The sequence below is a fragment of the Micromonospora sp. U56 genome (assembly GCF_018070095.1).
GTDB lineage: Bacteria > Actinomycetota > Actinomycetes > Mycobacteriales > Micromonosporaceae > Micromonospora > Micromonospora purpureochromogenes.
The window spans coordinates 1-23,408 of the sequence record NZ_JAGPYL010000008.1; the positions used below are offsets into that span (position 1 = coordinate 1).

Below are 23,408 nucleotides of genomic sequence, written 5' to 3' on the forward strand. Positions count from 1 at the left end.
CCTGCGACCGCACCTCTGCGACGGTGGCGACGCCGCCCAGCGCCTCTCGCACCGGCCGGCCCAGCGCCCCGGTGTGCCCGCCCGCCTCGTTGCGGCAGAAGTACGCCAGCTCGCAACTGGCCAGGCACTCCGGCGCGTAGCGGGCCGGCACCCGGCGCAGGCCGGCGGCCAGCGTCGCCGGGTCGGCGGTCGGGTCGGCGCTGAAGTCCGCCGGCACGGTGTCGAGCAGCGCGTCCAGCTTCGCCATCCGGTCGAGCTGCCGGCGCAGCACCAGCAGCTGCTTGCGGACGTCGAGCAGGCTGGCCACCGGCCGGTTGCCGAAGTCGCGCGGGCAGACCAGCACCACGTCGTGCGAGACCAGCTCCTCGGGGTCCCCCTCGGCGGCGAGCAGCTCGCGCAGCGCCAGCACGTAGACGGCGGACTGGATCGCCGCAGCGGCGACCTTCGCCGGGTCGGCCTGCCCGTCGACCACCGGGAACGACTTGATCTCCACCACGTGGAACCGGCCGCCGAGCCGGGCGGCGACCAGGTCGGGCTCCAGGTGCACCCGCTGCCCGGCGACGTCCAGGCCGAGCAACGGGTGGTCGAAGAGCGCCGCCTCGGGCCCCTGGCTGGTCAGCGCCCGGCGGGACCGCTCGTGCCGGTCCGGCAGGTCGTCCGCACCACCCAGGTCCGTCCAGCCGGCCCGCTCCGGCACCGGTACGCCGAGCCGCTCGGCGACCAGCCGCAGCAGCTCCGCCCCGCCGTCGGCCTTCACCTGCGCCTCGAAGGCGTTGCCCCGGGTGATGGCGAACCGCGACTGCCCGAACCGGGCCGGGAAGCCGATCGCCTCCGCCAGCCTCGGCTTGTCCACCCCGGCGCCGTCCAGCACCGCCCGGCGGGCGCAGCCCGGGTTACCGGTGAGCGCGGCGACGGTCCGGGCGTTGTGCCGCTTCGGGGGCAGGTCGCCGCGGATCGCGGCCAGGCGCTGCGCGGTGCTCGTCACGATCCGCCAGAATAGGCGCTCAGCGCCGGTTCGGCCGGGACGCGGGCCCGGCGGACCAGCACGGCGGTCGCCACCGCGGCGAGCAGGGCCACGGCGGCCATCGCCCAGAGCACGGTACGCAGGCCGCCGGTGAAGCCGGGGTCGGCGAGCCGGCCGGCGGTGGTGCTGGCCAGCACCGCGCCGACCACCGCGATGGCGACGGTCTCACTGGCCAGTCGAGCCGTGTTGATCATCCCGGCGCCGGTGGCCGCCCGGTGCGCGGCGACGCTGCCGATCGCCATGGCGTCGAGCAGGCCGATCGACAACCCCATCCCGACGCCGATGGTGAGCAGCGGGCCGGCCAGGGCGGCGGTGCCGCTGTCCGGGGCGAGCACGGTGGCCCAGGCGGCGCCCACCGCGACCACCGCCACCGAAGTGACGATCACCGCCAGGGCCGGCACCAGCCGGGTCAGGGCACCGCTGAGCAACGGCAGCACCAGCGTCGGCGCGGTCAGCAGGATGAGCGTGGCGCCGGCCGCGCCGGGGCTCATCCCGACGACCGTGGTCAGGTACGACGGCAGGTAGACCAGCAGCGGCACCAGCACCGCGACGATGGTGGCCGCCGCCAGGCAGATGCCGAGGAAGCGGGGGCTCGCCAGCAGGGCCAGGTCGAACATCGGCTCGGGTCGTCGTCGTTCCACCCGGACGAAGGCCACCAGCAGGGCCACCGCCGCGGCGAAGGCCGCCACGATCACCGGGGCGGACCAGCCCAGCTCGGGGCCCTGCACGAAACCGAAGATGAGCAGCAGCAGCGCGGCGGTGAAGGTGACCGTCCCGGGCCAGTCGATCCGCCCGGCGTGCGGCTGGCGGGACTCGGGCAGCAGCGGGGTGAGCGCCAGCACCGCCACGGCGGCCAGCGCCGGCGCGGCGAAGACCGCCCGCCAGCCGAACGCGGAGATCAGCAGGCCGGCGATGGAGGGCCCGAAGGCGAGGCCGACGCCGATGGTCGTCCCGAAGACGCTGAACACCCGGGCTCGGGACTGGCCCGGGAAGGCGTGGGCCAGCAGGGCGGAGGCGCTGGTCGCGGCGGCGGCCGCGCCGACGCCGGCCAGCGCGCGCAGCAGGTCGAGCAGCACGATGTTCCCGGCGACCGAGGCGAACAGCCCTGAGCCGGCGAAGATCGCAACGCCGGTGGCGAAGACCCGGCGCCGGCCGAGCAGGTCCGCCAGCGCCCCGGTGGCCAGCATGAAGCTGGCGAAGGTGGCGTTGTAGCCGTTCACCACCCACTGCACGCCGGCAAGCCCGGCGTCGAGGTCCCGCCCGATGTCCGGCAGCGCGACCGACGCGCCGGTCAGCGAGACCGGCAGCGAGAGGGTGGACAGCAGGACGGCGACCAGCACGACGGCCGGGTGGTTACGCAAGGATTCTCCCCGTTCGGACGGCGGCCCAGCCTAAGGCGCGGAGGTGGGCAGGCATCCGGTACGGGCGGAAGATCACATGGTCAGCGCTCCGCGGACCGGTTCCAGGGTGAGCGGGGCGAGCGGGCCCCGGCCAGCGGCCGGCTGCGACGGCGGTGCCGGCGACGGCCCGGGGTGCAGGGCGGACGGGAGACGGTGTGCACCGGCGCGGGGGCCGGCACGACCGGTTGCCGGCCAATCAGCCAGCAGAGGAAGCGGGCCATCGCCGGGTCAGCCGACCGGGAGGCTGCGGGCCTCGTCCTTGGCGATGCCGTACTCGGCGCCGCAGAACGAGCACTGCTGCACGTAGCGGGTGCGGACCGGGAACAGCGGAATGAAGAAGAGGGTGAACTTCGTCGACCGGCGGGTGATCACCTGCGCGGCCCGGTTGCCGCAGTTGCGGCAGACCGCGGTGACCACGCCGGACCGGTTGACGGACGTGCGCAGTCCGAAGATGAAGAACATCGCCGGCCTGTACCCACGGGAGGGGGCTCACACACCCGTTGTCAGGAAATGGTTCGCCGCCACGGCCGGCGGGCCTCGAGCTGGACGGCGAGCAGCTCCAGGAATTCCCGGAACCGCTGCTCGTCGTGCGGGGTGGGCAGCTCGTCGGTCAGCGGACCGCGGTGCCGCCGGGCCCGGGCGATCGCCGCGGCGTAGACGCGCGGACCGGCGCCGAACAACCGGCGTTCGACCATCGCCTCGGCCATCCGGGCGGCGGCCGCGTCGTCCAGCTCGGCGGTGAAGATCAACCCGTAGAGGATCTGGTTGACGACACCCTTCCAGTCGTCGCGGGGCATCGCGGTCCTCCTCGGTCACTTCGTCGCCGGTGAGCGGTGCCGATGACATGATCTACCCGTGTCCGGCCCCGACCCGGTGGACCCGCCGTACCGGTGCGTCGGCGAAGATTTCCCGCCCGGCGGTGTCCGGATCCGGGTCCGGCGTTCGTCACCCTGTCGAGAGACCACGACACCGAGGAGCCCGACCGATGAAGTTCATGATGTTCGTCTGCACCGACACCGAGCCGGACACCGACCCGGACGCCGCGCCCGACATCGAGCAGTGGGTGGCCGAGCGGGACGCCCGCGGCCAGCGCCTGGAGGGCAACGTGCTCGCCCCGCCCTCGGGGGCGACCACGGTCCGGGTACGCGGCGGCGAACTGCTGCTCAGCGACGGCCCGTTCGCCGAGACCAAGGAGGTCATCGTCGGGTTCGACATCCTGGAGTGCGCCGACCTGGACGAGGCGATCGAGGTCGCCCGGGCCCACCCGATGGCCTACGGCGGGCGGATCGAGCTGCGGCCCTTCGCCGACCTGGACTGACGCGGGTGGTGGACGCGGCCGGCGCGGTGGCGGACGCGGGTGCCGAGGCGTACCCGCGGATCGTCGCCGCGCTGATCCGGGTCACCGGCGACTGGACGCTCGCCGAGGACTGCGCCCAGGAGGCGCTGGCCTCGGCGCTTCAGCGGTGGCCCCGCGACGGCGTGCCCGGCAATCCGGGCGGCTGGCTGATGACGGCCGCCCGGAACCGGGCCGTGGACGTGCTGCGCCGGGCCGCGGTGGAGCGGCGCAGGCTGCGGGACCTGGCCCTGCTGACCGATCCGGAGCCGCCGACGGGGACGGAGGGGGACGTGGTGGACGACCGGCTGCGACTCGTCTTCACCTGCTGCCACCCGGCGCTGGCCCTGGAGGCGCGGGTCGCCCTGACCCTGCGCACGGTGGCCGGGGTGCCCACCGCCGACATCGCCCGCGCCTTCCTGGTCAGCGAGTCCACCATGACCCGGCGGATCACCCGGGCGAAGACCAGGATCGCCACGGCCGGCATCCCCTACCGGGTGCCGACCGGGCCCGCGCTGGTCGAGCGGCTGCCGGGCGTGCTGGCCGTGCTCTACCTGCTCTTCACCCGGGGGTACGACGCCGACGGCGAGCCCGCCTTCGCCGACGAGGCGATCCGGCTGGCCCGGCTGCTCGACCGGCTGATGCCCGACCAGCCGGAGGTCGCCGGGCTGCTGGCCCTGTTCCTGTTCCAGAACTCGCGCCGGGCCGCCCGCCGCGATCCGGCCGGTGACCTGCTCACCCTCGACGAGCAGGATCGCTCCCGCTGGGACCACGCCGCCATCACCGAGGGACTCGCCGCCCTGGACCGCGCCGGCCATGGCCCGTACGCGCTGCAGGCCCGGATCGCCGCCGCGCACGCCACCGCCCCGACCGCCGCCGACACCGACTGGGCCGCCATCGCCGGCTGCTACGACGAGCTGGCCCGGATCCGGCCCACCCCGGTGATCCGGCTCAACCGGGCGGTGGCGCACGGCTACGCCCACGGGCCGGCGGCGGGGCTGGCCCTGGTCGCCGAGGCCCGCGCGGGCGGCGCGCTCGACGGCTACCCGCCGGCGCTCGCCGCGCAGGCCGAGCTGACCGCCCGCCACGGCGACCCGGTACGCGCCGCCGCGCTGTTCCGCGCCGCCGCCGACCTGGTCGGCTCCGAACCGGAACGCCGGGCGCTGCTGCGCCGGGCGGGCGAGCTGGACCACTGACGGCGCCGCCTGTCCCGTCGGCACCCACCGGGTATGGGGCGGTGGGCACCGGCGGGGCGGCCGGCGGGCGGCCGGCGGGCGGCCGGCGGGGCGGCCGGCGGCCGGCGGCCGGGCGATCCGACCGGCGCGACGGTTCGTGGTTTCCGACCGCGGTTGGCCGGTGCTGGACGAGGCCGCGCACCCACCCGTCCGGCCACCTCCGGGGGCAGTCCCCCACCAGCCGCCGCCACCATGACATGGGGTGTGCGAGCCCTTTCGACCTGATGACGTAAACGAATCGGGGCTGAGCGAGGCGACCACACCCGCGCGGCGCCCCGTCGCGGACGACCGGGCCTCCCGGGCGTCGGGCTCGCCGCGCGCCGTGGACCGACCGGCGGACGACGCGACCCGGGCCGCCCGCACACCTCGGCTCGGCTCCGCCCCTCGCGGGCCTCCCGGGCTTCGGGCTCGCCGCGCCGTGGACCGACCGGCGGACGACGCGACCCGGGCCGCCCGCACACCTCGGCTCGGCTCCGCCCCTCGGCCGTAACAGGCCCCCGGCAGCGCAACCCCGCCTCTCTGCCGAACCGCGCCGTGAATCGGCCCGCCAAGGGGCCAACAGTCACCAACGCCGGCCAACGACGACCGCCGACTCTGACGGCCGGCGGCTCCCGGGTACCGAATCCCGGCGCCCGTGCCGGGTGAATCGTTTGCGTCATCAGCTCGAAAGGGCACCGACACCGTCCATACCGCCCGGCCACCGCCGGTCCACGCGCCAGGGGTCACGCCTGGACAGGAACACGGTGCACGGACGGCGCGGGCCGCACCACCAGGGGGTGCGGCCCGCGTCGACGAACGATGGCGGCACGGTCAGGCGCTGGTGGGCATCTCCTCCAGCACCCAGATCGGCTGCCAGTCGGCCATCTCGTGGTAGCGGCGCAGCTCGGACAGGCCGGCCACCGACCCGCTCCAGGCCGCGTACGGCGGGTTGCCCTCGTCGAAGCCGCTCTGCACGAAGGTCAGCTTGGTCTTCCCGTCGGACTCGGCCAGCTCCCAGGTGCTGATGCCGGTCGGTCCCCAGTCGACGGACATCCGGTGGCCGGGCTCCAGGTCGACCACCTTGGCCGCGTACCCGGCCTCGAAGCCGCCCATGGCGTACCGGCCGCCGACCCAGGGCTCAATGCCGATCGGGTAACCGAACCAGGCGCTGGCCTGGGCGGAGTCGGTCAGCGACTGCCAGACCCGCTCGACCGGCGCGCCGATCAGCAGCTCGCCGCGCAGGTCGGCGGAGGTGAAGTCGGTCTTCGGCAGCAGCGGTCGCCCCTCCAGGTGCGCGGCGAGGTTGGCGATCGACAGGCTCCACCAGGTCTGGAGCACCCCCCGGATGGTGCTGCCGTCCAGCGCCTCGGCGAAGTTGAAGTGGCTCTGGGTGAGGGTCAGCAGGGTGCTGCCGGGGCCCTCGGGCGTCAGGGCTATCTCGCTGGTGGTCTCCACCCCGTCGAGCAGCCACGCGAAGCGCAGCGTGTCCTCGTCGGCGTGCAGCAGGCGCTGGTGCGGCGCGTCGCCCTCGGGCGTGAAGCGGCCCCAGAACTCGTACCGTCGGGGCAGCTCCACCTCGGCGTGCTCGGCGAACCAGACGCGCAGCTCGGCCGGGTCGGTCAGGGCACGCCGGACGGCCTCGACCGGCGCGGCGAGACGGGCACCCAGCTTCAACGAATCACTCACGGTCGTCCCCCTTGGGGTAACAGGCCACGGCCAGCTTGAAGGCGTCCCCCTCAGCGCCGCCGTAGCGTGTGAACAGGTCCCGCAGCGTGGACTGCAGGTCGTGCAGGAACTCCTGCCGGCGCTCGGCCGGCACCCGGATCTCGCCGGACACCCCGATGGAGGGCAGCTCCGGCGCGGACCGGTCGAGGGCGGCGACGTCCGCCTGGACCTCCTCCATCAGGTCGAGCAGGTAGCCCAGGCTGAGCTCGTCCCGGGCCCGGCGCACCCCGCCGACCCGCCCCACCAGCCGGGGCGAGAGCCAGTACGACCGGGCGGCGGCCTGGTAGATGCCCTCGGTGATGCCGCGCACCTTCCGGCTCGACACCTGCTCGACCAGCCCGGCCGCCACCAACTGCTTGACGTGGTAGTAGACGCGCTGCGGTGTCTGCTCCAGCCGGGTGGCGACCTCGGTGCAGGTGCGGGGCTCGGCCAACTGCCGCAGCACCTCGACGCGCTGCGGCTTGAGCAGGACCTCGGCCTGCTCGATCTGCTCCAGGTACATGACGTCTCTCATCGCACAAATGAGCTTGTACGTAAAAACTCTCTTTGTCAATAGGGTCGAGGAAAGCCGCGCCGACCCGGCGCGGCTCTCCTCGGGCGGTTCCGCGATCAGGGCGTCCAGTCGGGGCGCAGCGGGTACGACGTCTGCCCGGCCGGCCCGTTGCGGGTGGCCAGCACCTGGTGCAGCTGGATGCCGTTGGTCTCGAAGGCCAGCCGGGACCCGGCCATGTAGAGGCCCCACACCCGCGCGGTGCCCTGCCCCACCTCCGAGACGCAGAAGTCCCAGTTCTCGACGAGGTTGCGGCACCAGGCGGCCAGGGTCAGCGCGTAGTGCTGCCGCAGGTTCTCCTCGTGGTGCACCTCCAGCCCCACGTCGTGGATCTCACTGATCAGCCGGCCCGGCCCGGCCAGCTCGCCGTCCGGGAAGACGTACCGGTCGATGAAGGCGCCGGAGCGGTGCGGGGCGCGGTTGTCGGCCCGGGTGATGCAGTGGTTGAGCAGCCGGCCGTCCGGCCGCAGCCGGTCCCGCAGCGCTCCGAAGTACGCCGGGTAGTTGCGCACCCCGATGTGCTCGGTCAGCCCGATCGAGGAGACCACGTCGAACTGCTGCCGCGGGGCGTCCCGGTAGTCCAGGTGGCGCACCTCGGCCAGCTCGGTCAGCCCCTCCCGCTCGATCGCCGCCTGCGCCCACCGCGCCTGCTCCCGGGACAGCGTGACGCCGAGCGCCTTCACGCCGTACTCCCGGGCGGCGTGCCGGACCATGCCGCCCCAGCCGCAGCCCACGTCGAGCAGCCGCATCCCCGGCTTGAGCGCCAGCTTGCCGGCGACCAGGTCGTACTTGGCCGCCTGGGCCTGCTCCAGCGTGTCGCCCGGGCTGTGGAACACCGCGCAGGTGTACGTCATCGACGGGCCGAGCACCTTCTCGTAGAAGGCGTTCGAGACGTCGTAGTGGTGCGAGATGGCGGTGCTGTCCCGCAGGCGGGAGTGACGCAGCCCGTTCATCACGCGCCGCCAGCGCGGCTGCGCCTCCTGCGGCGGGGGCGGCGGGGGCAGCAGCCGCTCCCAGCCCAGCCCACGCGCCAGCGCCAACCCCTCGGTCAGCGGGGGCACCCGCACCCGCAACTCGTCCTTGAGCACCCGCAGCGCCTCGTACGGGTCGCCCGGGGGCACCCCCTCCAGCCCCAGGTCGCCGCCGACGTACGCCCGGGCCATGCCCAGGTCGCCGGGCGCGGTGAGCAGGTACGACAGGCCCCGCTCGGAGCGGATGGACAGGGTGATCCCGGAGTCGGCCGGGCCCAGCACGCTGCCGTCGTACCCGGTGATGCGCACCGGCAGGTCCCCGACGGTCATCGCCCGGACGACGTCCGCGACGGTCGTGCGACCGCGCCGGCCTCCCGCCGGCGGTGGTGGGACGGGGGAACTGCTCGCCCCCTGCTCTCGATCGGTCAGGCTCATTTCCTCGCTACCGCCTTCTCGTACAGTCCGGTGAGCCGGTGGTCCGGGTCGTAACGGTCCTTCACGGCACGCCAGACGTCCCCGCCGTAGAGCCGGTCGAACGCTTCCCGGTCGTAGTACGCGTCCGAGTAGAGCGACTTGTGACCGCCCAGCTCGGACACCGCCCGCTCGATCGAGCGGTTCACATCGCCGTCCGCCGCTCCCCCGGCGATCGGCACACTGCCCCAGAAACCGACGTTGACGTAGGTCTGCCCCGGCCGGAGCGGATACAGCGGCCAGGTCCGCGCCGAGCCCGGCCCGCCCGGCTCGCGCAACCGCAGCGGGCAGAGCCAGACCGGGTTCATGCCCACGTTGGCGGCGAACCAGCGGAGGAAGTCGGCGGTGGCCTCCAGCGGGATCTCGACGTCCTGCACCACCCGCTCACGGGCCGGGCGCCCGCGCCAGCGGTCGACCCGCGCGGCGACCTGGTGCCGGTGTTCCAGCCGGACCAGGCGGTGGTAGAAGTCGCTGCGCCGCCACCGGGCCGGCCAGAGCCGGCGGACGACCGGGTGCTGCACCCCGAACGCCGCCGAGCACCAGAACCAGTCGGTGTCCCAGCGCCAGAGGTAGTTGTGGGTGGTCAGCGCGTCGCGGGTGCGCCGGCGCAGCGACCGGTAGTAGATCTCCTGGCCGGTGTAGTCGCTGAGCTGCGGCGCGTCGTCGGTGAAGGTGCCCAGGGTCAGGTACGCCTCGCCGGGGCTGAACATCACCCCGTCCATCGCGTCGACGGGCTGGCCCTCCCACTCGCCCTTGACGACCACGTCACCGATCGCCTCGGTCAGCTCCTCCAGCCGGCTGAAGCGCACGTTGCGCAGCGCCACGGCGTGGCGTACGGGCTGGAGCTCGATGCGCAGCCGGGTGGCGTAGCCGAGGCTGCCCAGCGAGTTGGGGAAGGCGGCGAAGAGGTCGGCGTGCTCGCCCTCCGGGCGGGCGGTGAGGATCTCGCCCGCGCCGGTGAGCAAGTCCATCTCGGTCACCGACTCGTGCGGCAGGCCGTTGCGGAACGAGGTGGACTCGATGCCCAGCCCGGTGAACGCGCCGCCCAGGGTGATCGTGCGCAACTGCGGCACGACCAGCGGCATCAGTCCGTGCGGGAGGGTGGCGTCGACCAGGTCCTCGTACGTGCACATGCCCTGCACGTCGGCGGTGCGGGCCCGGGGGTCGACCGACAGCACGCCGTCCAGCCCGGAGACGTCCAGGCCCGGTGAGCTGGTGGCCGCCCGGGGGCGGAACAGATTCGAGGTGCGTTTGGCGAGGCGGACGGGTTCCCCGAGGGGCACCGCGGCGTACGACCGCCGCAACGTGTCCACCGCCAGGTCATGATCACGCAGCGCGCGCATGAGATCACCTTACGCGCCGAACGGCCCGCGCGTGGGATGTCCACGGTGGCCACTTCGGGCGCCCACAAGGTCGCGGACCTGATGCGCAGGTCGGGTGGTCGGTCCGGGGCGGACGGCATAGCGTGGACCCATGCCGAAAGCCGTCTGGAACGACCTGGTGGTCGCCGAGAGCGACGACACCGTCCTGGTGGAGGGCAACCACTACTTCCCCCGCGCCGCCCTGCGCGACGACCTGATCCGGGAGTCGGCGACCCACACGTTCTGCCCGTGGAAGGGCACCGCCTCCTACTACACCCTCGAGCACGACGGCCGGACCAGCACCGACGCCGTCTGGTACTACCCGGACCCGAAGCCGGACGCCGAGATGGTGCGCGACCGGGTGGCGTTCTGGAAGGACGTCACGGTCGTCGACTGAGTCACCGCCGGCCGGGCCGGGTGGCCATCGACCGGTCCGGTGGGTCAGGATTCCCCCATGTCCGCCCCCGACGAACACCACGACCCGGCCGGCACCGTCTACGGCGCCCGCCGGTCCGCCCGACCCGGGCTGCCCCGGGACCCGTTGATCCGGTTCGCGCTGGCCGCCGGGCTGGTCGGCGTACTGGTGGGGGTCTTCTTCGCCACCGGAGTGCTCGGCGGCGGCGACCAGCCGGTGGTGCCGGCGTCCGCCGCCTCCGCGCCCCCGGCTCAGCCGCCGTCGCCGGAGGTCACCGAACCGGCCCCGACCACCCCCGCCGCGCCCTCGCCGACCGCCGCGCCCACCACCCCGCCCGCCCCGGTGGCCGGGCCGAAGGTGTTCCGGGCGGTGGCCTCCGGCCTCTGCGTCGGCACCGACGACGAGGACGAGAAGGCCAAGGCCGAGTTGGCCGGCTGCTCAGGCGGGCCGGAGCAGCAGTGGGTGGCCAACCCGGTCGCCCCGGACCTGGTCACCCTCACCAACGCGGCGCACGCGCAGTGCCTGGACGTCGAGGGCGGCAGCACCGACGACGGCGCGAAGCTCCAGCAGTTCCCCTGCCACGGGCAGGCCAACCAGCAGTGGCGGCTGACCCCGGTCGGCACCGGCCCGGTGCTGCTGGTCGCGGTCCACTCCGGCAAGTGCGCCGAGGTGAAGGACGGCGGCACCGAGTCCGGCGACGAACTCGTCCAGGTCCCGTGCACCGGCGCCGCCCAGCAGCAGTGGACGGTGAGCTGACGCTCAGCCCCGGTAGCTCCAGGCCCGGGCCGGCGGCGCCACCCCGGGCACCGGCACCGGTTCCCGGCGGCGCAGCAGCAACGAGAGCCCGGCCGCGCCGATCGACAGCGCCCCGGCGACGTACCAGGCCACCGCGTAGTCGCCGAGGCGGTCGCGGACCAGGCCCGCCCCGGTCGCGGCGATCGCCGCGCCGAACTGGTGGGCGGCGAAGACCCAGCCGAAGACCACCGCGCCCGCCGCGCCGAAGTACTCCCGGCACAGCGCGACGGTCGGCGGCACGGTGGCCACCCAGTCCAGGCCGTAGAAGATGATGAAGACCAGCATGCTCGGCTCGGCCGTGCCGGCGAAGAGACCGGGCAGCACCAGCAGCGACCCACCGCGCAGCGCGTAGTAGCCGCCGAGCAGCAGCCGGCTGTCCACCCGGTCGGTGAGCCAGCCGGAGGCGATGGTGCCGACGATGTCGAAGAGCCCGACCAGGGCGAGCAGCCCCGCGGCGGTGGTCTCCGGCATCCCGTGGTCGTGCGCGGCCGGCACGAAGTGCGTGCCGACCAGCCCGTTGGTGGTCGCGCCGCAGATCGCGAACCCGCCGGCGAGCAGCCAGAACGGCCGGGTCCGCGCGGCCGAGGCCAGCGCGCCGACGGCCCGGGAGGCCGCGCCGCCCGTCGTCGGCGCGGGCGGCACCACCTCCGCCGCGCCGTAGGCGGGCAGGCCGAGATCCGCCGGGTGTTCCCGCAGCAGCCAGGCCACCAGCGGTACGACCGCCAGCGCCGCCCCGGCGACGACGAGCGCCGCCGTGCGCCACCCGTGGTCGCGGACCAGCACGGCGAGCAGCGGCAGGAAGACCAGTTGCCCGGCCGCCCCGCCGGCGGTCAGCACCCCGGTGACCAGCCCGCGACGGCGGACGAACCAGCGCCCGGTGACCGTGGCCACGAAGGCGAGCGCCATCGACCCGGTGCCCAGCCCGACGAGCACCCCCCAGCAGAGGATCAGCTGCCAGCTGGCCGTCATGAACACCGTCAGGCCGCTGCCGGCCGCCACCAGCGCCAGCGCGCCGGCCACCACCCGCCGGACGCCGAACCGGTCCATCAGCGCGGCGGCGAACGGCGCGGTCAGCCCGTAGAGCAGCAGGTTGACCGAGACCGCGGCGGAGACGGTGGCCAGCGGCCAACCGAACTCGGCATGCAACGGGTGCAGCAGGACCGAGGGGGTGGCCCGGAAGCCGGCGGCGCCGACCAGCGCGACGAACGCGACGGCGGCGACCAGCCAGGCGGGGTGCAGACGGCGGGCTCGGTTCACGACACGAGTCTCGACGGCGGGCCCGCGGACGACGAGTGGCCGGAAAGCCATCATGCGCAATAATCGGGCCATGACGATCGTCCCGCACCGGGTCGCGGTGCTCGCCATCGACCAGGTGGTCGGCCTCGACCTCGGCACCCCCTCCCAGGTTTTCGGCACCGCCCGCACCAAGGACCTGCAGCCGCTCTACACGGTCGACGCCTGCACGCCGGGGGGCCGTCCGGTGCGCAGCACCGCCGGGTACCAGGTGCTGCCCGACCACGGGCTCGAACTGGTCGAGGCCGCCGACACGGTGGTCGTACCGGGCATCCACGGCGGTCCGGCGCTGACCGACGGCGTCCTCGACCCCGAGGTCGCGGCGGCGCTGCGGACGGCCCACGAGCGGGGCGCGCGGATCATGTCGATCTGCACCGGCGCCTTCGTGCTGGCCGCCGCCGGGCTGCTCGACGGCCGGCGGGCCACCACCCACTGGGCGTACGCGGAGGAGTTCCGCCGGCTGCACCCGGCGGTCGACCTGGACCCCGACGTGCTCTTCATCGACTCCGACGACGTGCTCACCTCGGCCGGGGTGGCCGCCGGCCTCGATCTGTGCCTGCACGTCATCCGCACCGACCACGGCAGCGAGGTGGCCAACCGCTCGGCCCGCCGCTGCGTGGTGCCGCCGTGGCGCGACGGCGGCCAGGCCCAGTACATCGAGCGCCCGGTGCCCCACCGGGCGGCAACGGGCACCGCCGGCACCCGGGAGTGGGCCCGGCAGCGGCTGCACGAGCCGGTCACCCTGCGCGACCTGGCCGAGCACGCGCGGATGAGCGTCCGTACCTTCACCCGGCACTTCCGCTCCGAGACCGGGCTGAGCCCCGCCCAGTGGCTGCTCCAGGAGCGCACCGACCACGCCCGGCTGCTGCTGGAGACCACCGACCTGACCGTCGACCAGGTGGCCCACCGCTGCGGCTTCGGCACCGCCGCCGCCCTGCGCCAGCAGCTCCGCCAGCGCATCGGCGTCGCCCCGAGCGCGTACCGCCGGGCATTCCACCGGCACCCCTGATCCGCGCTCCCGCGCCGGGGGCGAGGACCGCCCGGTCGGCGGGGTCAGGGTGGAGCGGCGGCGCGGAGCCGGTGCAGGGCGGCGGTGGCGTCGCGCAGGTGCACCTCGATCACCGGGCGGTCGCCGGGGCCGGACGGCACGGGTGCGGTGGACCCGGGCCGGGATCCGGAGCGGTCGGTGGTGGCGGCGGAGAGCTCCGCCAGCCCGTCGGCCAGCTCGGTCAACCGGTCCGGCAACGGGCCCGACCCCGCCGTCGGGTGGGACGTGAGCTGTCCGTGCACGTCGTCGCAGACCAGCAGGGCGGCGGCGACCAGCACGTGGACGTCGTCGAGGGGGCGGTCGGCCCGGTGCAGCCGGACGGCCCGCCGGCGCCCACGTACGGTGCGGCCGGTGACCCGGCGAGCCTCCACCCGGGCCTCGGTGAGCCGGCCGAGGCGGGCGTTGGCGTGCCGGGCCTGCTCGCAGGCGGTGGCCGCCAGCGCCGGCCCGCCCCGGCGCAGCGCCTCGGCCGCCGTCCGCAGCGCGACCGCGGTGTCCCGCAGGATCTCCGGGACCGGCGCGGCGACCAGCTTCACCGGATCGGGACTGAACAGCACCTGGCTGCCGAGCAGACCCAGCGCGCCGCCGACCGCCACGTCCAGCAGATAGCTGGCGGGCGACCGCGCCGGCCCCAGTGCGACCACGATCAACACGGCGGTGCCGGACTGGACGTAGGTCAGCGGCCGCGGGTCGACCAGGGCGGCGATCGACATCGCCAGCGCGAGCGCCGGCACCATCACCAGGAATCCGATGCCGAGGTCGAGGGCCTGGACGCCCTCCCCCACCGCGACGCCGGCCAGCACCCCCACGAACAGGTCGACGGCCTGCCGGCCCCGCCCGCCCATACCCGCCGACAGGCAGATCAACGAGCCGGTGGCGGCGAAGATCGGCGCCTGGTGGCCGAAGAGGGTCGCCGCGATCCACCACGCCACGCCCGCCGTCAGCGCGCCCTGGCCGATCACCGGCAGCGCCATCCAAATCCGGTGCCGCAACAGCGCGGGGACGACCGACCGGGCCGCGCTGCGCAGGCCCACCCCGCGCCGGCTCACCGCACCGGCTGGCTCACGACCCGATCGACCGGTCGACGGTCGGCCGGTCGACGACGGGCGCCCCCGGCGGCGTCCGCAGGACCCGGAGCTGCGCGAGGTGTTTCGGCAGGTGGACGCGGGCGTGCAGGTCCAGGGTGCGCGACCAGGGCAGGGTGTCGTCGACGACCAGGTCGAAGCCCTCCCGCAGGTGGGTGTCGACCGGGGTCTCCGCCGCCGGGCCGAGCCGGTCCACCAGGGCGCAGAGCTTCTGGCTGGTGGCCCGCAGCAGGGTGGCCAGCCCGTCCAGGCCGCCGCAGTCGGCGACCAGCGCGTCCACCTGGGGGCGGTGGATGGTCTCCAGGTCGTAGTAGGCGAAGGGCGAGCCGGCGAGGACCGCCTCGGTGGCCTCGCTCATCAGCTCGTCGTTGGCGGCCAGGTGGGCCACGATCTGCGCGGCGGTCAGCTGCCCCTGCGGCGGCTCGCCGAAGCCGCCCGCCTCCACCTCGGCGAGCAGTTCGTCGTAGCTCCGCCGCAGCCCCGCGCTCTCCACGTCCCCAGTCAACCCCGCCGACCGGCGCGGATCGGGGCGTTACCGCACCGGGATCACCCGGACGGGCGGTTCAGCCCGGCCCCGCCGGGCGGTTCAGCGCCGGCCCCGCCGGGCGCGCAGGTAGTCGGAGACGACGTACTCGCCAAGGTCGTCGAGGTCCGGGGTGAACATCCGGCCCTTCGAGCGGCGGGCCACCGCGTCGACGAAGCGGCGCAGCCCCGGATCGTCGCCGAGCATGAAGAGGTTCAGCGTGGCACCGTAGCGGGTCAGCTTGTCCACCTCGCGGATGGTCGCCTCGATCGTCTCCGGCAGCGGCGGCCAGTGGAACAGCGCCTCCCCGTCGTCCGGGTCGAGGTGGGCGGTCGGCTCGCCGTCGGTGACCACCAGCACCACCGGCTCCGCGCCGGGGTGCCGGCGCAGGTGCCGCCCGGCCAGCCGCAGCGCGTGCTGGAGGTTGGTGCCCTGCTGCATGTCCGGCTCCACCGCGGCCAGCTCCTGCTGGGTCAGCGTCAGCGCCTCCCGGCCGAAGCCGACGATCTCCAGGGCGTCCTGCGGGAAGCGGGTCGCCACCAGGTGCGACAGCGCCAGCGCCGTCTGCTTCATCGGGCCCCAGCGCCCCTGCGAGATCATCGAGTACGACAGGTCGACGCAGAGCGCCACCGCCGCCGACGCCCGCCGCTCGGTCTCCACCACCTCGAAGTCGGAGACGTCGAGCTGGACCGGCACCGTGGGGCCGGCCCGGCGGACCGCCCGGGTGAGGGTGCGCACCCCGTCCAGCGGCGGCTCGTCGCCGTACTCCCCGGGTCGGGACGCCCCGCGGACCGCGCCGGCCGCGCCCGCCGAGCGCAGGTCGTGCTGCCCGCGCGGCCCGGCCGTGAGGTCGGCGAAGACCCGCCGCAGCGCGGTGCCGGCGAGCCGGCGCAGCGCCTTCGGACTCAGGGTGAGCCCGTCGGCGTCCCGGCTCACCCACCCCTGCCGGCGCAGTTCCCGCTCCAGCTCCCGCAGCCGGCGGACGTCGTCGAGGGTCGCGCCGGGGTGCTCCTGGTCGAGGGAGTCGAGCAGGTCGTCCAGCTCGCCGATCTCGTCGAGCGCGCCGGCCGCCTCGCCGTAGCCGAGTGGCTGGTCACCGCGGACCCGCTCGCCGCGCTGCCAGTTCAGGTCGGGGCGCAGCGCCCGCAGGTGCCCGTCCAGCGCGGCCAGCTCGCCGGCCAGCCGGTCACCGAGGGACTGCCGCATCAGCCCGGCCAGCTCCTCGCGCTGCTGGTCCGACAGCGACCGCATCAGCCGCTCCCCGGCGGCCGAGCGGCGGGCCAGCACGTCGACCAGCTCGTCGACGTCCTTCGGCCGCTCCGGGAAGAACTCGCCGTGCCGGCGCATGAACTCGGCGAACGCGTCGGTGGTGTCCTCGGCGCGGGCGTGCCGGGCCAGCAGGTCGTTGAGGTCCCGCATCATCTCGGCCAGCTGCCGCTGCACCGCCGGGTCGCCGGCCGCCCGTGCCGCGTCGCGCAGCCCGGCGAAGCGCTGCTCCAGCACGTCGCCGCGCAGCCCGTCGAGGATCCGCTGGTACGTCCGCCGCGCCTCGTCGCTGGCCCACTGGTAGCCCGCCAGCTCCTGCACGGCGCGGGCGGTGGAGCGGGGCAGGTTGTCCAGCACCGCCTCGGCGAACCGCGCATCGTCGTCGGCGCGCCCGCGCAGCTCGTCGCGTTCCGCCGCCAGCGCCTGGTCGAGCAGCGCCCGGGAGCGGGTCACCGCCCCGTCCAGGTCGCCCCGGCGCAGCGCCTCCCGGCGCAGCCGGCGGGCCCGGGCGGCCAGGTCGTCCAGGCCGCCGCGCCCCTGCGGGCCCCGGCGCAGCAGGTCGCGCAGCGCGTCCCGCAGGCTGCCGCCGGCCAGCACCTCCGCGCCGACGGCGTCCACCGCGGCCCGGACGTCGTACGGCGGGGCGAGCGGGTCGGGCCCGCCGCGCCACTGGCCGTACCGGAACCGGTTGCCGGCCACGCTCAGCCCCGGCCGCCGTAGACGGTACGGCCCGACTCGGTGACGTCCTTGCCGAGCCGGCGGGTCAGGTGCAGCCCCTCCAGGACGAACTCGATCCCGGCGGCGGCCTCCTCCGGGGTGGGCGCGTCGCCCAGCCCGAGCCGGTCCAGCGCCTTGGCCAGCCCCGGCACGGTGCCGACCTGGCGCAGCAGCTCCGCCGACGAGACCAGCTCACCGGTCTCGATGACGGTGCCCTCGGCGACCAGGCCGGTGAAGCCGGACAGGTCCAGCCCGGCCAGCCGGGCCCGGAACGTCTCGGCGGTGGCGGTGCGCAGCAGGTGGGCCAGGATCTCGACCTCGCGCCCCTCCTCGCCGCTCTCGAACTCGACCTTGCCGCGCAGGGTCGAGGTCACCGACACCGCGTCGCCGACCCGCGCGACCGGGGCCTCGGGGCGTACCCCCGGGGCGGCGGGACCGGCGGCGAGCAGACCGGATCGGCGCAGCGCGGCGGCGGCGACCGTCTCGGCGGCGGCGATCGCGAAGCGGGCGGAGACGCCGGAGCGCGGGTCCACCGACGGCGACTCCCGCACGGCACGGGCGAACCGGGCGAGCACCTCCAGCACGTGCTCCGGCACCTCGGCGACCAGCTCGGCCTCCTGCCGGATCAGCGCCAGCTCCAGCTCCAGGTCGACCGGGTAGTGGGTGCGGACCTCCGCACCGAAGCGGTCCTTGAGCGGCGTGATGATCCGGCCCCGGTTGGTGTAGTCCTCCGGGTTGGCGCTGGCCACCAGGAACAGGTCCAGCGGCAGCCGCAGCTGGTAGCCACGGACCTGGATGTCCCGCTCCTCCAGCACGTTGAGCAGCGCCACCTGGATCCGCTCGGCCAGGTCGGGCAGCTCGTTCACCGCGAAGATCCCCCGGTTGGTGCGCGGCACCAGTCCGAAGTGGATGGTCTCCGGGTCGCCGAGGGTGCGGCCCTGGGCGAGCCGGATCGGGTCGACGTCGCCGATCAGGTCGCCGACGCTGGTGTCCGGGGTGGCCAGCTTCTCGCCGTAGCGCATCGAGCGGTGCAGCCAGCCGACCGCCAGGTCGTCGCCGGCCTCGGCGACCAGCGCGCGGGAGGCCGGGGTGAGCGGGTGCATCGGGTGCTCGTTGAGCACGGAGCCGGGAATCACCGGGGTCCACTCGTCGAGCAGCGCCACCAGCGAGCGGATCAGCCGGGTCTTGCCCTGGCCGCGCTCGCCGAGCAGCACCATGTCGTGGCCGGCGAGCAGGGCCCGCTCGACCTCGGGCAGGACCGTGTCGTCGTAGCCGACGATGCCGGGGAAGCGATCGGCGCCGGAACGCATCCGGGCGAGGAGGTTGTCGCGGAGTTCCTGCTTGACGGTGCGGTGCCGGTGCCCGGCCGCGCGCAGCTCGCCGAGCGTGCCGGGCAGGTCGGCGGGCGGGACCGGGAGAACCTGGTTTGGCGCAGTCACCCGACCCAGGCTAGCGCAGGAAAACGAGGGTGCCCCGTCGATCGACGGGGCACCCTGCTCCCCCGGTGGCCGGAGCCGGCGGCGGGGCGCCGGCCCGCGACGTCAGGCGCGACCGCAGCGGGCGCAGCCGCCCCGGCGGCGCAGGTGGTACGCGTACGTGGCCGCACCGAGCGCGGCGCCCCAGAACGGCCAGAGCAGCATCGGCGCGCTGGCCATGGTGAAGCCGCCGCCGAGCCGCCAGAACTCGGGCGTGGTGACCAGGCCGAGGGTGGCCGCGGTGACCGCGAGCGCGACCAGGGTGGCCGGGACGACCGCGAGCTTCACCGGCACCGGCCGGCCGGCCAGACCGACCATCCAGCGCGGGAACCGCTCGCCCCAGCCCTGCACCAGCCCGAGGGTGAGGACCGCGCCGACGGTGGCGAAGGTGCCCAGCCCGGCGCCGGCCCAGACCTGTCCGGTCTCCTGCATGTCGTCGAGGAGTTCGGGGGAGATGCCGAGCGGGATGCCGGCCGCCCAGGCGAACCGGGTCAGCGCGTACGCGAAGGGGATCGCGGCGGCGGTCCAGGCGGCCCAGCGCCCCCAGCGGGCGGCGGCCGCCCGGGTGGTCCAGCCCCGCTCGGCGCCGCCCCGGCCGCAGACCACGCAGGCGTCGGCGGTCCGCCGCTGCCAGACCAGCAGCGCCCCGGCCAGCAGCACCCCGCCCGCCATGGCGGCCACCTTGACGCCGAGCGACCAGGTGAAGACGTCGGCGTAGTCGACCGGCGGCCAGCCGAACGGGGCGCCGAGGATCAGGATCGGCGCGTAGCCGAGGATCACCAGCACCCGCGCGTCGGGCACCACCACGGCCAGGACGAAGGCGACCGTCCAGCCGTAGCCGAGCAGCAGCGCGCGCGGCGCGCCGGCGGTGCGGGCGCCCTGGCTGCTCATCGCGAGCGCGGCGACCGCGGCGGCCAGCAGCATCCCGGCGAAGAGCGGCGGCGCGACGTCGACGGGAACCAGCCGGAGCAGGTTCGCCCCGCCGCCGTCCTGGTCGTTCGCGCCGAACGGGTAGCCGGCGCCGGTCAGCGTGCAGAGCAGGGCGAGTACGCCCCAGAGGCCGAGCCAGCCGGCGGCCAGCGGAGCGAGCCGGTCGGGCCGGCGGGAGGCCGGACGGTGGGTGGGAGCATCGGTTGTCGTCATGCTCCCAGCCTCAGCGGCGGTGCCATCACCGCCCTCCCGAGCGGTGACGAACCCGCTCCCCCGGCCGAGGGGGATCAGCCGGTGGGGACGACGAAACCCGACTCGTACGCGGCGATCACGGCCTGGGTGCGGTCCCGCACGCCGAGCTTGGCCAGCACGTTGCCGACGTGCGTCTTGACCGTCTCGACCCCGACCACGAGCTGCCCGGCGATCTCGGTGTTGGAGAGCCCGGTGGTCATCAGCCGCAACACCTCCGCCTCCCGCTCGGTCAGCCGGGCCGCGCGCAGCCGGTCCCCGCCCGACCCCCCGTACGCCCCGGCGAGGCGGCGGATCGCGGCCGGGAACAGCAGCGAGTCACCGGCGGCGACCGCCCGGACGGCGGTGACCACCTCCACCGGGCGGGCCCGCTTGAGCAGGAAGCCGCTCGCGCCGGCGCGCAGCGCCTCGTAGACGTACTCGTCGTTCTCGAAGGTGGTGACCACGAGGACGCGGGGCGGGTCGGCGGAGGCGGCCAGCAGCAGCCGGGTGGCCTGGATGCCGTCGATGGCGGGCATCCGCACGTCCATCAGCACCACCCGGGGCCGCAGCCGCGCGACCAGCGGGGGTACCTCGGCGCCGTCGGCGGCCTCGCCCACCACCCGCAGGTCCGGCTGGGCGTCGATGATCGCCTGCAGCCCGACCCGGATCAGCTCGTCGTCGTCGACGATCAGCACGTCCGTGCTCACCGCGCCTCCCCCCTCGGCACCGGCAGCCGCACCCGGACCCGCCAGTGACCATCCTCCGGGCCGGCGGTGATCCGCCCGCCGAGCAGCAGCACCCGTTCCCGCATGCCGTCCAGGCCCCGGCCGGCGCGTCCCGGCCGCGCCGCGCCGCCCAGCAGGTTCGCCAGCTCGATCTCCAACCACCGCCGGCTCGGCGCGTCCGACGGCCCGCGAGGACCGGGCACCGTCGCCTCCCCGGGTACGTCCACCCGCAGGCGCACCGGGCCGCGGCCGTACCGGGCGGCGTTGGTCAGCCCCTCCTGCACGATCCGGTAGCCCTCCCGGGACACCGCCGGGGGTAGCTCCGCCAGCTCCCCGTCGACCCGCGCGTCGACCCGCAGCCCGGCCGCCCGGGTGTCGGCGACGAGCCGGTCGAGCTGGGCCAGGGTCCGCTGCGGCGCGGTGCCGGCCGAGGCACGGGCGCCGTCCTCGGTCTCCCGGAGCAGGCCCAGCACGTGGTCCAGGTCGTCCATCGCGTGCCGGCTGGTCTCCTCGATCGCGGCGAGCGCCCGGCGGGCGAACTCCGGGTCGCCGTCGAGGAGCTGACGGGCCGCGCCGGCCTGGAGGGTGGCCACGGTCAGCGCGTGACCCACCGAGTCGTGCAGTTCCCGGGCCAGCCGGTTGCGCTCGGCGAGCCGGGCCGCCCGCGCCGCCAGCGCGGCGAGCTGCTCGGCCGCCGAGGGGCCGAGCAGCGCCGGGGCCATCGAGGCGGCGAGCGTGCCCAGCCCGGCCACCGCGTAGCCGAGGCCGAGCAGCATCAGCACCCCGGTGAGGGTGAGCCAGCCGGTGTCCCGCCCGTCGAGCGGCCCCCAGCTCTCCTGGGCGACCAGCTGGGTGCCGACGCCGAACTGCTGGGCGATGAACGACAACGCCATCGGCAGGGCGCTGATCAGCGCGAACATCACCGTCCCGCCGACGGTCATGTGCAGGGCGATCCAGAGCGCGGCGCGCAGCCGGGTCTCCCGGTCGGCCGGGTGCCCGGCGGCGGGCTCCGGCAGCGGCACGCCGAGCAGGGCGCGGGCGGCGGCGATCTCCAGCGTCCGGCTGCCGTCGAGGAAGAACGGCACCGCGCCGATGACGGCGGCCACCACCATCAGCGCGAAGACCAGCAGCCGGGGCACCTCGCCGCGGGTGAGGAGTTGGACGAAGGTGCCGGCCAGCAGCGCGTACGGCAGGGCCAGCACCCCGCCGAGCAGGAGGAACACGCCACGGCGACAGGTGCTCGCACGGACGAGCGGCGCGATCAGCGCCCGGGGAGTCACCGGGCCATTCTCCCGCCCGGCCACGCCATGCCGACTCCCCCGTGTCGGGGATTCCGGCGCCGCCTCGTCGCCCATCACTCCGGGCGGCGGGGTCCCGTCCGCGTCAGCGGTGCTCCTGCACGTACTTCCGCGGGTCCTTGTCGTCGAAGGTCAGGTTGCGGCCGTTCTTGTGCTCGCCGTAGAAGGTCAGCCAGCGGGCGCCCAGCTCGGCGCGGAGTTCGACCCCGGCGTGCCGGCGGAAGTCCGGCAGCGCCCCGTCCTCCTCCTCGGCGAGGTGCTCGCTGTTCTCCCGGCGGGCCTTCCACACCGCCGCCCACCACTCGTCGGAGCCCACCGGGTGCAGCTTGGACTCGGCGATGGCGTCGCGGATCTCGTTGTGGTCGCCGATGGCGTCGGTGGTCTCGTCCTCGCCGTCGTCGCCGTGCCGCACCAGGTGCGGATAGAGGATCGCCTCCTCCGCCTCGGCGTGGATGTCCAGGTGCAGGGCGAGCGCCTCCCAGACGGCGAGCAGTTCGGTCTCGTCGCGGGCGTCGTCGAGCCGGGCGAAGCCGCGCCGGAAGGCGGCGTGGTCGTCCAGGATCAGCGCGGTGATGTCGTCCATGATGCTCACTTCCCCACTCGGGCGCGGATCAGCCTCGGCACCGCGGCCAGGCCGGTGACCGGCCGGAACTGCCGGGCGGCGGTGGCCAGGGCGGCGTACTCGTCGGCGCCGAGGTCGATCTCGGCGGCGGCCGCGTTGCGCTCCATCTGCTCCACACCGGACGCGCCGGGGATGGCCACCACGTTCGGGTGGTGCAGCAGATAGGCCAGCGCGATCTGGCTGGGGGTGGCGTCGTGCGCGTCGGCCACCTCGCGCACCGTCGCGATCAGGGCGGTGCCGCGTTCCAGGTTCTCCGGCAGGAAGTACGGGTTGGCCCGGCGCACCGCCCCGCTCGGCGGGTGCTTCGCGTCGTACCGCCCGGAGAGGAAGCCCTGCGCGAGCGGGCTGTACGCGATGACGATCCGGCCGGCCTGCTCCGCGTACGGGATCAGGTCCTCCTCCGGGCCCCGGTCGATCATGCTGTAGCGGACCTGGTTGCTCAGCACCCGCCGGCCCAGCGCGGCCTCGGCGAACCGCCAGCGGCGCAGGCTGTAGTTGCTGACCCCGACCTCGGCGACCAGGCCGACGTCCTGCAACGCGCGCATGCCACGCATGGTGGTGGTATCGGCGACCACCGGGTTGGGCTGGTGCACCTGGTAGAGGTCGATGCCCTGCACGCCGAGCCGGGCCGCCGAGGCGACCGCCCGCTGCTGCACCACCGGGGCGACCGGCAGGACCGGGAAGACCTTGCTGGCCACCACGACCTTCTCCCGGTCGGCGCCGAGGGCGGCCCCGAGGATCCGCTCGCTGCGGCCGAAGCCGTACACCTCGGCGGTGTCGAAGAGGGTGACCCCCAGGTCGAGCGCCCGCCGCACGATGTCCGCCGCCCGGCGCTCGTAGTCGGGGCCGTAACCCCACTCCTTCGAGCCGAACTGCCAGGTGCCGAGACCGATCTTGGAAATCGGCTTGGGCGTGTCGAGCGGGACGAAGCGCATG

The 23,408-nt window shown here is 75.1% G+C and carries 23 protein-coding genes; 5 read left to right on the forward strand and 18 right to left on the reverse strand.

Annotated elements, in window-relative coordinates:
- From KBX37_RS05260 to KBX37_RS05275, 4 genes are all read right to left on the reverse strand, one after another.
- A partial coding sequence (locus KBX37_RS05260; protein ID WP_210774796.1) for a hypothetical protein occupies nt 1–985 on the reverse strand: 985 nt, incomplete at its 3' end.
- The gene (locus KBX37_RS05265; RefSeq protein ID WP_210774797.1) at nt 982–2,385 is read right to left on the reverse strand and encodes an MFS transporter; all 1,404 of its coding nucleotides are present in this window, start codon (nt 2,383–2,385) and stop codon (nt 982–984) included. The genes KBX37_RS05260 and KBX37_RS05265, both read right to left, overlap by 4 nt.
- A gap of 267 nt (nt 2,386–2,652) precedes the next feature.
- Nucleotides 2,653–2,886, reverse strand: a complete 234-nt coding sequence (locus tag KBX37_RS05270; RefSeq protein WP_179803276.1) for a zinc-ribbon domain-containing protein — start codon at nt 2,884–2,886, stop codon at nt 2,653–2,655.
- Nucleotides 2,887–2,927: 41 nt separating this feature from the next.
- The gene (locus KBX37_RS05275; protein WP_210774798.1) at nt 2,928–3,221 is read right to left on the reverse strand and encodes a hypothetical protein; all 294 of its coding nucleotides are present in this window, start codon (nt 3,219–3,221) and stop codon (nt 2,928–2,930) included.
- Between the two features lie 188 nt (nt 3,222–3,409).
- Between KBX37_RS05275 and KBX37_RS05280 the strand changes: the two genes are divergently transcribed.
- The gene (locus KBX37_RS05280) at nt 3,410–3,742 is read left to right on the forward strand and encodes a YciI family protein (RefSeq protein ID WP_210774799.1); all 333 of its coding nucleotides are present in this window, start codon (nt 3,410–3,412) and stop codon (nt 3,740–3,742) included.
- 5 nt (nt 3,743–3,747) lie between these two features.
- Entirely contained in the window at nt 3,748–4,953 is a 1,206-nt protein-coding gene (locus KBX37_RS05285) for an RNA polymerase sigma factor (RefSeq protein WP_210774800.1), read from the forward strand.
- Nucleotides 4,954–5,802: 849 nt separating this feature from the next.
- Here the strand turns inward: KBX37_RS05285 and KBX37_RS05290 are convergent.
- From KBX37_RS05290 to KBX37_RS05305, 4 genes are all read right to left on the reverse strand, one after another.
- Nucleotides 5,803–6,657, reverse strand: a complete 855-nt coding sequence (locus KBX37_RS05290) for an SRPBCC family protein (RefSeq protein ID WP_210774801.1) — start codon at nt 6,655–6,657, stop codon at nt 5,803–5,805.
- Nucleotides 6,650–7,210, reverse strand: coding sequence for a helix-turn-helix domain-containing protein (locus KBX37_RS05295; protein ID WP_210774802.1), 561 nt, complete (start codon nt 7,208–7,210; stop codon nt 6,650–6,652). The genes KBX37_RS05290 and KBX37_RS05295 overlap by 8 nt, the downstream gene beginning before the upstream one ends.
- A 95-nt stretch (nt 7,211–7,305) precedes the next feature.
- Nucleotides 7,306–8,652: a class I SAM-dependent methyltransferase gene (locus KBX37_RS05300; protein ID WP_210774803.1), complete on the reverse strand. Its 1,347-nt coding sequence runs from the start codon at nt 8,650–8,652 to the stop codon at nt 7,306–7,308.
- Complete coding sequence (locus KBX37_RS05305; protein WP_210774804.1) at nt 8,649–10,031, reverse strand: FAD-binding oxidoreductase; 1,383 nt, start codon at nt 10,029–10,031, stop codon at nt 8,649–8,651. Before KBX37_RS05305 ends, KBX37_RS05300 begins: the two co-directional genes overlap by 4 nt.
- Before the next feature lie 130 nt (nt 10,032–10,161).
- Between KBX37_RS05305 and KBX37_RS05310 the strand changes: the two genes are divergently transcribed.
- Nucleotides 10,162–10,446, forward strand: coding sequence for a DUF427 domain-containing protein (locus KBX37_RS05310; protein ID WP_210774805.1), 285 nt, complete (start codon nt 10,162–10,164; stop codon nt 10,444–10,446).
- 57 nt (nt 10,447–10,503) lie between these two features.
- Nucleotides 10,504–11,220: an RICIN domain-containing protein gene (locus tag KBX37_RS05315; protein WP_210774806.1), complete on the forward strand. Its 717-nt coding sequence runs from the start codon at nt 10,504–10,506 to the stop codon at nt 11,218–11,220.
- Between the two features lie 3 nt (nt 11,221–11,223).
- Here the strand turns inward: KBX37_RS05315 and KBX37_RS05320 are convergent, their stop codons facing one another.
- A complete protein-coding gene (locus KBX37_RS05320; protein ID WP_247657094.1) occupies nt 11,224–12,567 on the reverse strand; it encodes an MFS transporter in 1,344 nt (447 codons plus the stop codon).
- A 1-nt stretch (nt 12,568) separates the two neighbouring features.
- Between KBX37_RS05320 and KBX37_RS05325 the strand changes: the two genes are divergently transcribed.
- Nucleotides 12,569–13,561 carry a GlxA family transcriptional regulator gene (locus tag KBX37_RS05325; RefSeq protein WP_210774808.1) on the forward strand — a complete coding sequence of 331 codons (993 nt, stop codon included), beginning with the start codon at nt 12,569–12,571 and terminating at the stop codon, nt 13,559–13,561.
- A 44-nt stretch (nt 13,562–13,605) separates the two neighbouring features.
- On the opposite strand, the gene KBX37_RS05330 is transcribed toward KBX37_RS05325, so the two are convergent.
- The 9 genes from KBX37_RS05330 to KBX37_RS05370 all read right to left on the reverse strand — a co-directional run bounded on the left by KBX37_RS05330 (nt 13,606) and on the right by KBX37_RS05370 (nt 23,407).
- Nucleotides 13,606–14,649, reverse strand: coding sequence for an aromatic acid exporter family protein (locus KBX37_RS05330; RefSeq protein ID WP_210774809.1), 1,044 nt, complete (start codon nt 14,647–14,649; stop codon nt 13,606–13,608).
- Between the two features lie 13 nt (nt 14,650–14,662).
- Nucleotides 14,663–15,178: a hypothetical protein gene (locus tag KBX37_RS05335; RefSeq protein WP_210774810.1), complete on the reverse strand. Its 516-nt coding sequence runs from the start codon at nt 15,176–15,178 to the stop codon at nt 14,663–14,665.
- A 93-nt stretch (nt 15,179–15,271) separates the two neighbouring features.
- A complete protein-coding gene (locus KBX37_RS05340) occupies nt 15,272–17,173 on the reverse strand; it encodes a VWA domain-containing protein (protein ID WP_210774811.1) in 1,902 nt (633 codons plus the stop codon).
- A gap of 2 nt (nt 17,174–17,175) precedes the next feature.
- On the reverse strand, nt 17,176–18,639 hold the full coding sequence (locus tag KBX37_RS05345; protein WP_210774869.1) for a magnesium chelatase: 1,464 nt from the start codon (nt 18,637–18,639) through the stop codon (nt 17,176–17,178).
- A 93-nt stretch (nt 18,640–18,732) separates the two neighbouring features.
- Nucleotides 18,733–19,809 carry a hypothetical protein gene (locus tag KBX37_RS05350; protein ID WP_210774812.1) on the reverse strand — a complete coding sequence of 359 codons (1,077 nt, stop codon included), beginning with the start codon at nt 19,807–19,809 and terminating at the stop codon, nt 18,733–18,735.
- A gap of 74 nt (nt 19,810–19,883) precedes the next feature.
- Nucleotides 19,884–20,534 (reverse strand): response regulator transcription factor, encoded by a 651-nt coding sequence (locus KBX37_RS05355; protein WP_210774813.1) that lies wholly within the window; start codon nt 20,532–20,534, stop codon nt 19,884–19,886.
- Nucleotides 20,531–21,832 (reverse strand): sensor histidine kinase, encoded by a 1,302-nt coding sequence (locus tag KBX37_RS05360; protein ID WP_210774814.1) that lies wholly within the window; start codon nt 21,830–21,832, stop codon nt 20,531–20,533. Before KBX37_RS05360 ends, KBX37_RS05355 begins: the two co-directional genes overlap by 4 nt.
- A 103-nt stretch (nt 21,833–21,935) precedes the next feature.
- Entirely contained in the window at nt 21,936–22,433 is a 498-nt protein-coding gene (locus KBX37_RS05365) for a hemerythrin domain-containing protein (RefSeq protein WP_210774815.1), read from the reverse strand.
- Between the two features lie 5 nt (nt 22,434–22,438).
- Entirely contained in the window at nt 22,439–23,407 is a 969-nt protein-coding gene (locus KBX37_RS05370; protein WP_210774816.1) for an aldo/keto reductase, read from the reverse strand.
- Nucleotide 23,408 lies beyond the last annotated feature (1 nt).

Bases quoted from the DNA above. Each gene is read 5' to 3' on its own strand.
- KBX37_RS05270 (WP_179803276.1), bottom strand. From the start codon at position 2,886: ATGTTCTTCATCTTCGGACTGCGCACGTCCGTCAACCGGTCCGGCGTG.
- KBX37_RS05275 (WP_210774798.1), bottom strand. From the start codon at position 3,221: ATGCCCCGCGACGACTGGAAGGGTGTCGTCAACCAGATCCTCTACGGG.
- KBX37_RS05280 (WP_210774799.1), top strand. From the start codon at position 3,410: ATGAAGTTCATGATGTTCGTCTGCACCGACACCGAGCCGGACACCGAC.
- KBX37_RS05295 (WP_210774802.1), bottom strand. From the start codon at position 7,210: ATGAGAGACGTCATGTACCTGGAGCAGATCGAGCAGGCCGAGGTCCTG.
- KBX37_RS05300 (WP_210774803.1), bottom strand. From the start codon at position 8,652: ATGAGCCTGACCGATCGAGAGCAGGGGGCGAGCAGTTCCCCCGTCCCA.
- KBX37_RS05305 (WP_210774804.1), bottom strand. From the start codon at position 10,031: ATGCGCGCGCTGCGTGATCATGACCTGGCGGTGGACACGTTGCGGCGG.
- KBX37_RS05310 (WP_210774805.1), top strand. From the start codon at position 10,162: ATGCCGAAAGCCGTCTGGAACGACCTGGTGGTCGCCGAGAGCGACGAC.
- KBX37_RS05315 (WP_210774806.1), top strand. From the start codon at position 10,504: ATGTCCGCCCCCGACGAACACCACGACCCGGCCGGCACCGTCTACGGC.
- KBX37_RS05320 (WP_247657094.1), bottom strand. From the start codon at position 12,567: ATGGCTTTCCGGCCACTCGTCGTCCGCGGGCCCGCCGTCGAGACTCGT.
- KBX37_RS05325 (WP_210774808.1), top strand. From the start codon at position 12,569: ATGCGCAATAATCGGGCCATGACGATCGTCCCGCACCGGGTCGCGGTG.
- KBX37_RS05350 (WP_210774812.1), bottom strand. From the start codon at position 19,809: ATGACGACAACCGATGCTCCCACCCACCGTCCGGCCTCCCGCCGGCCC.
- KBX37_RS05365 (WP_210774815.1), bottom strand. From the start codon at position 22,433: ATGGACGACATCACCGCGCTGATCCTGGACGACCACGCCGCCTTCCGG.
- KBX37_RS05370 (WP_210774816.1), bottom strand. From the start codon at position 23,407: ATGCGCTTCGTCCCGCTCGACACGCCCAAGCCGATTTCCAAGATCGGT.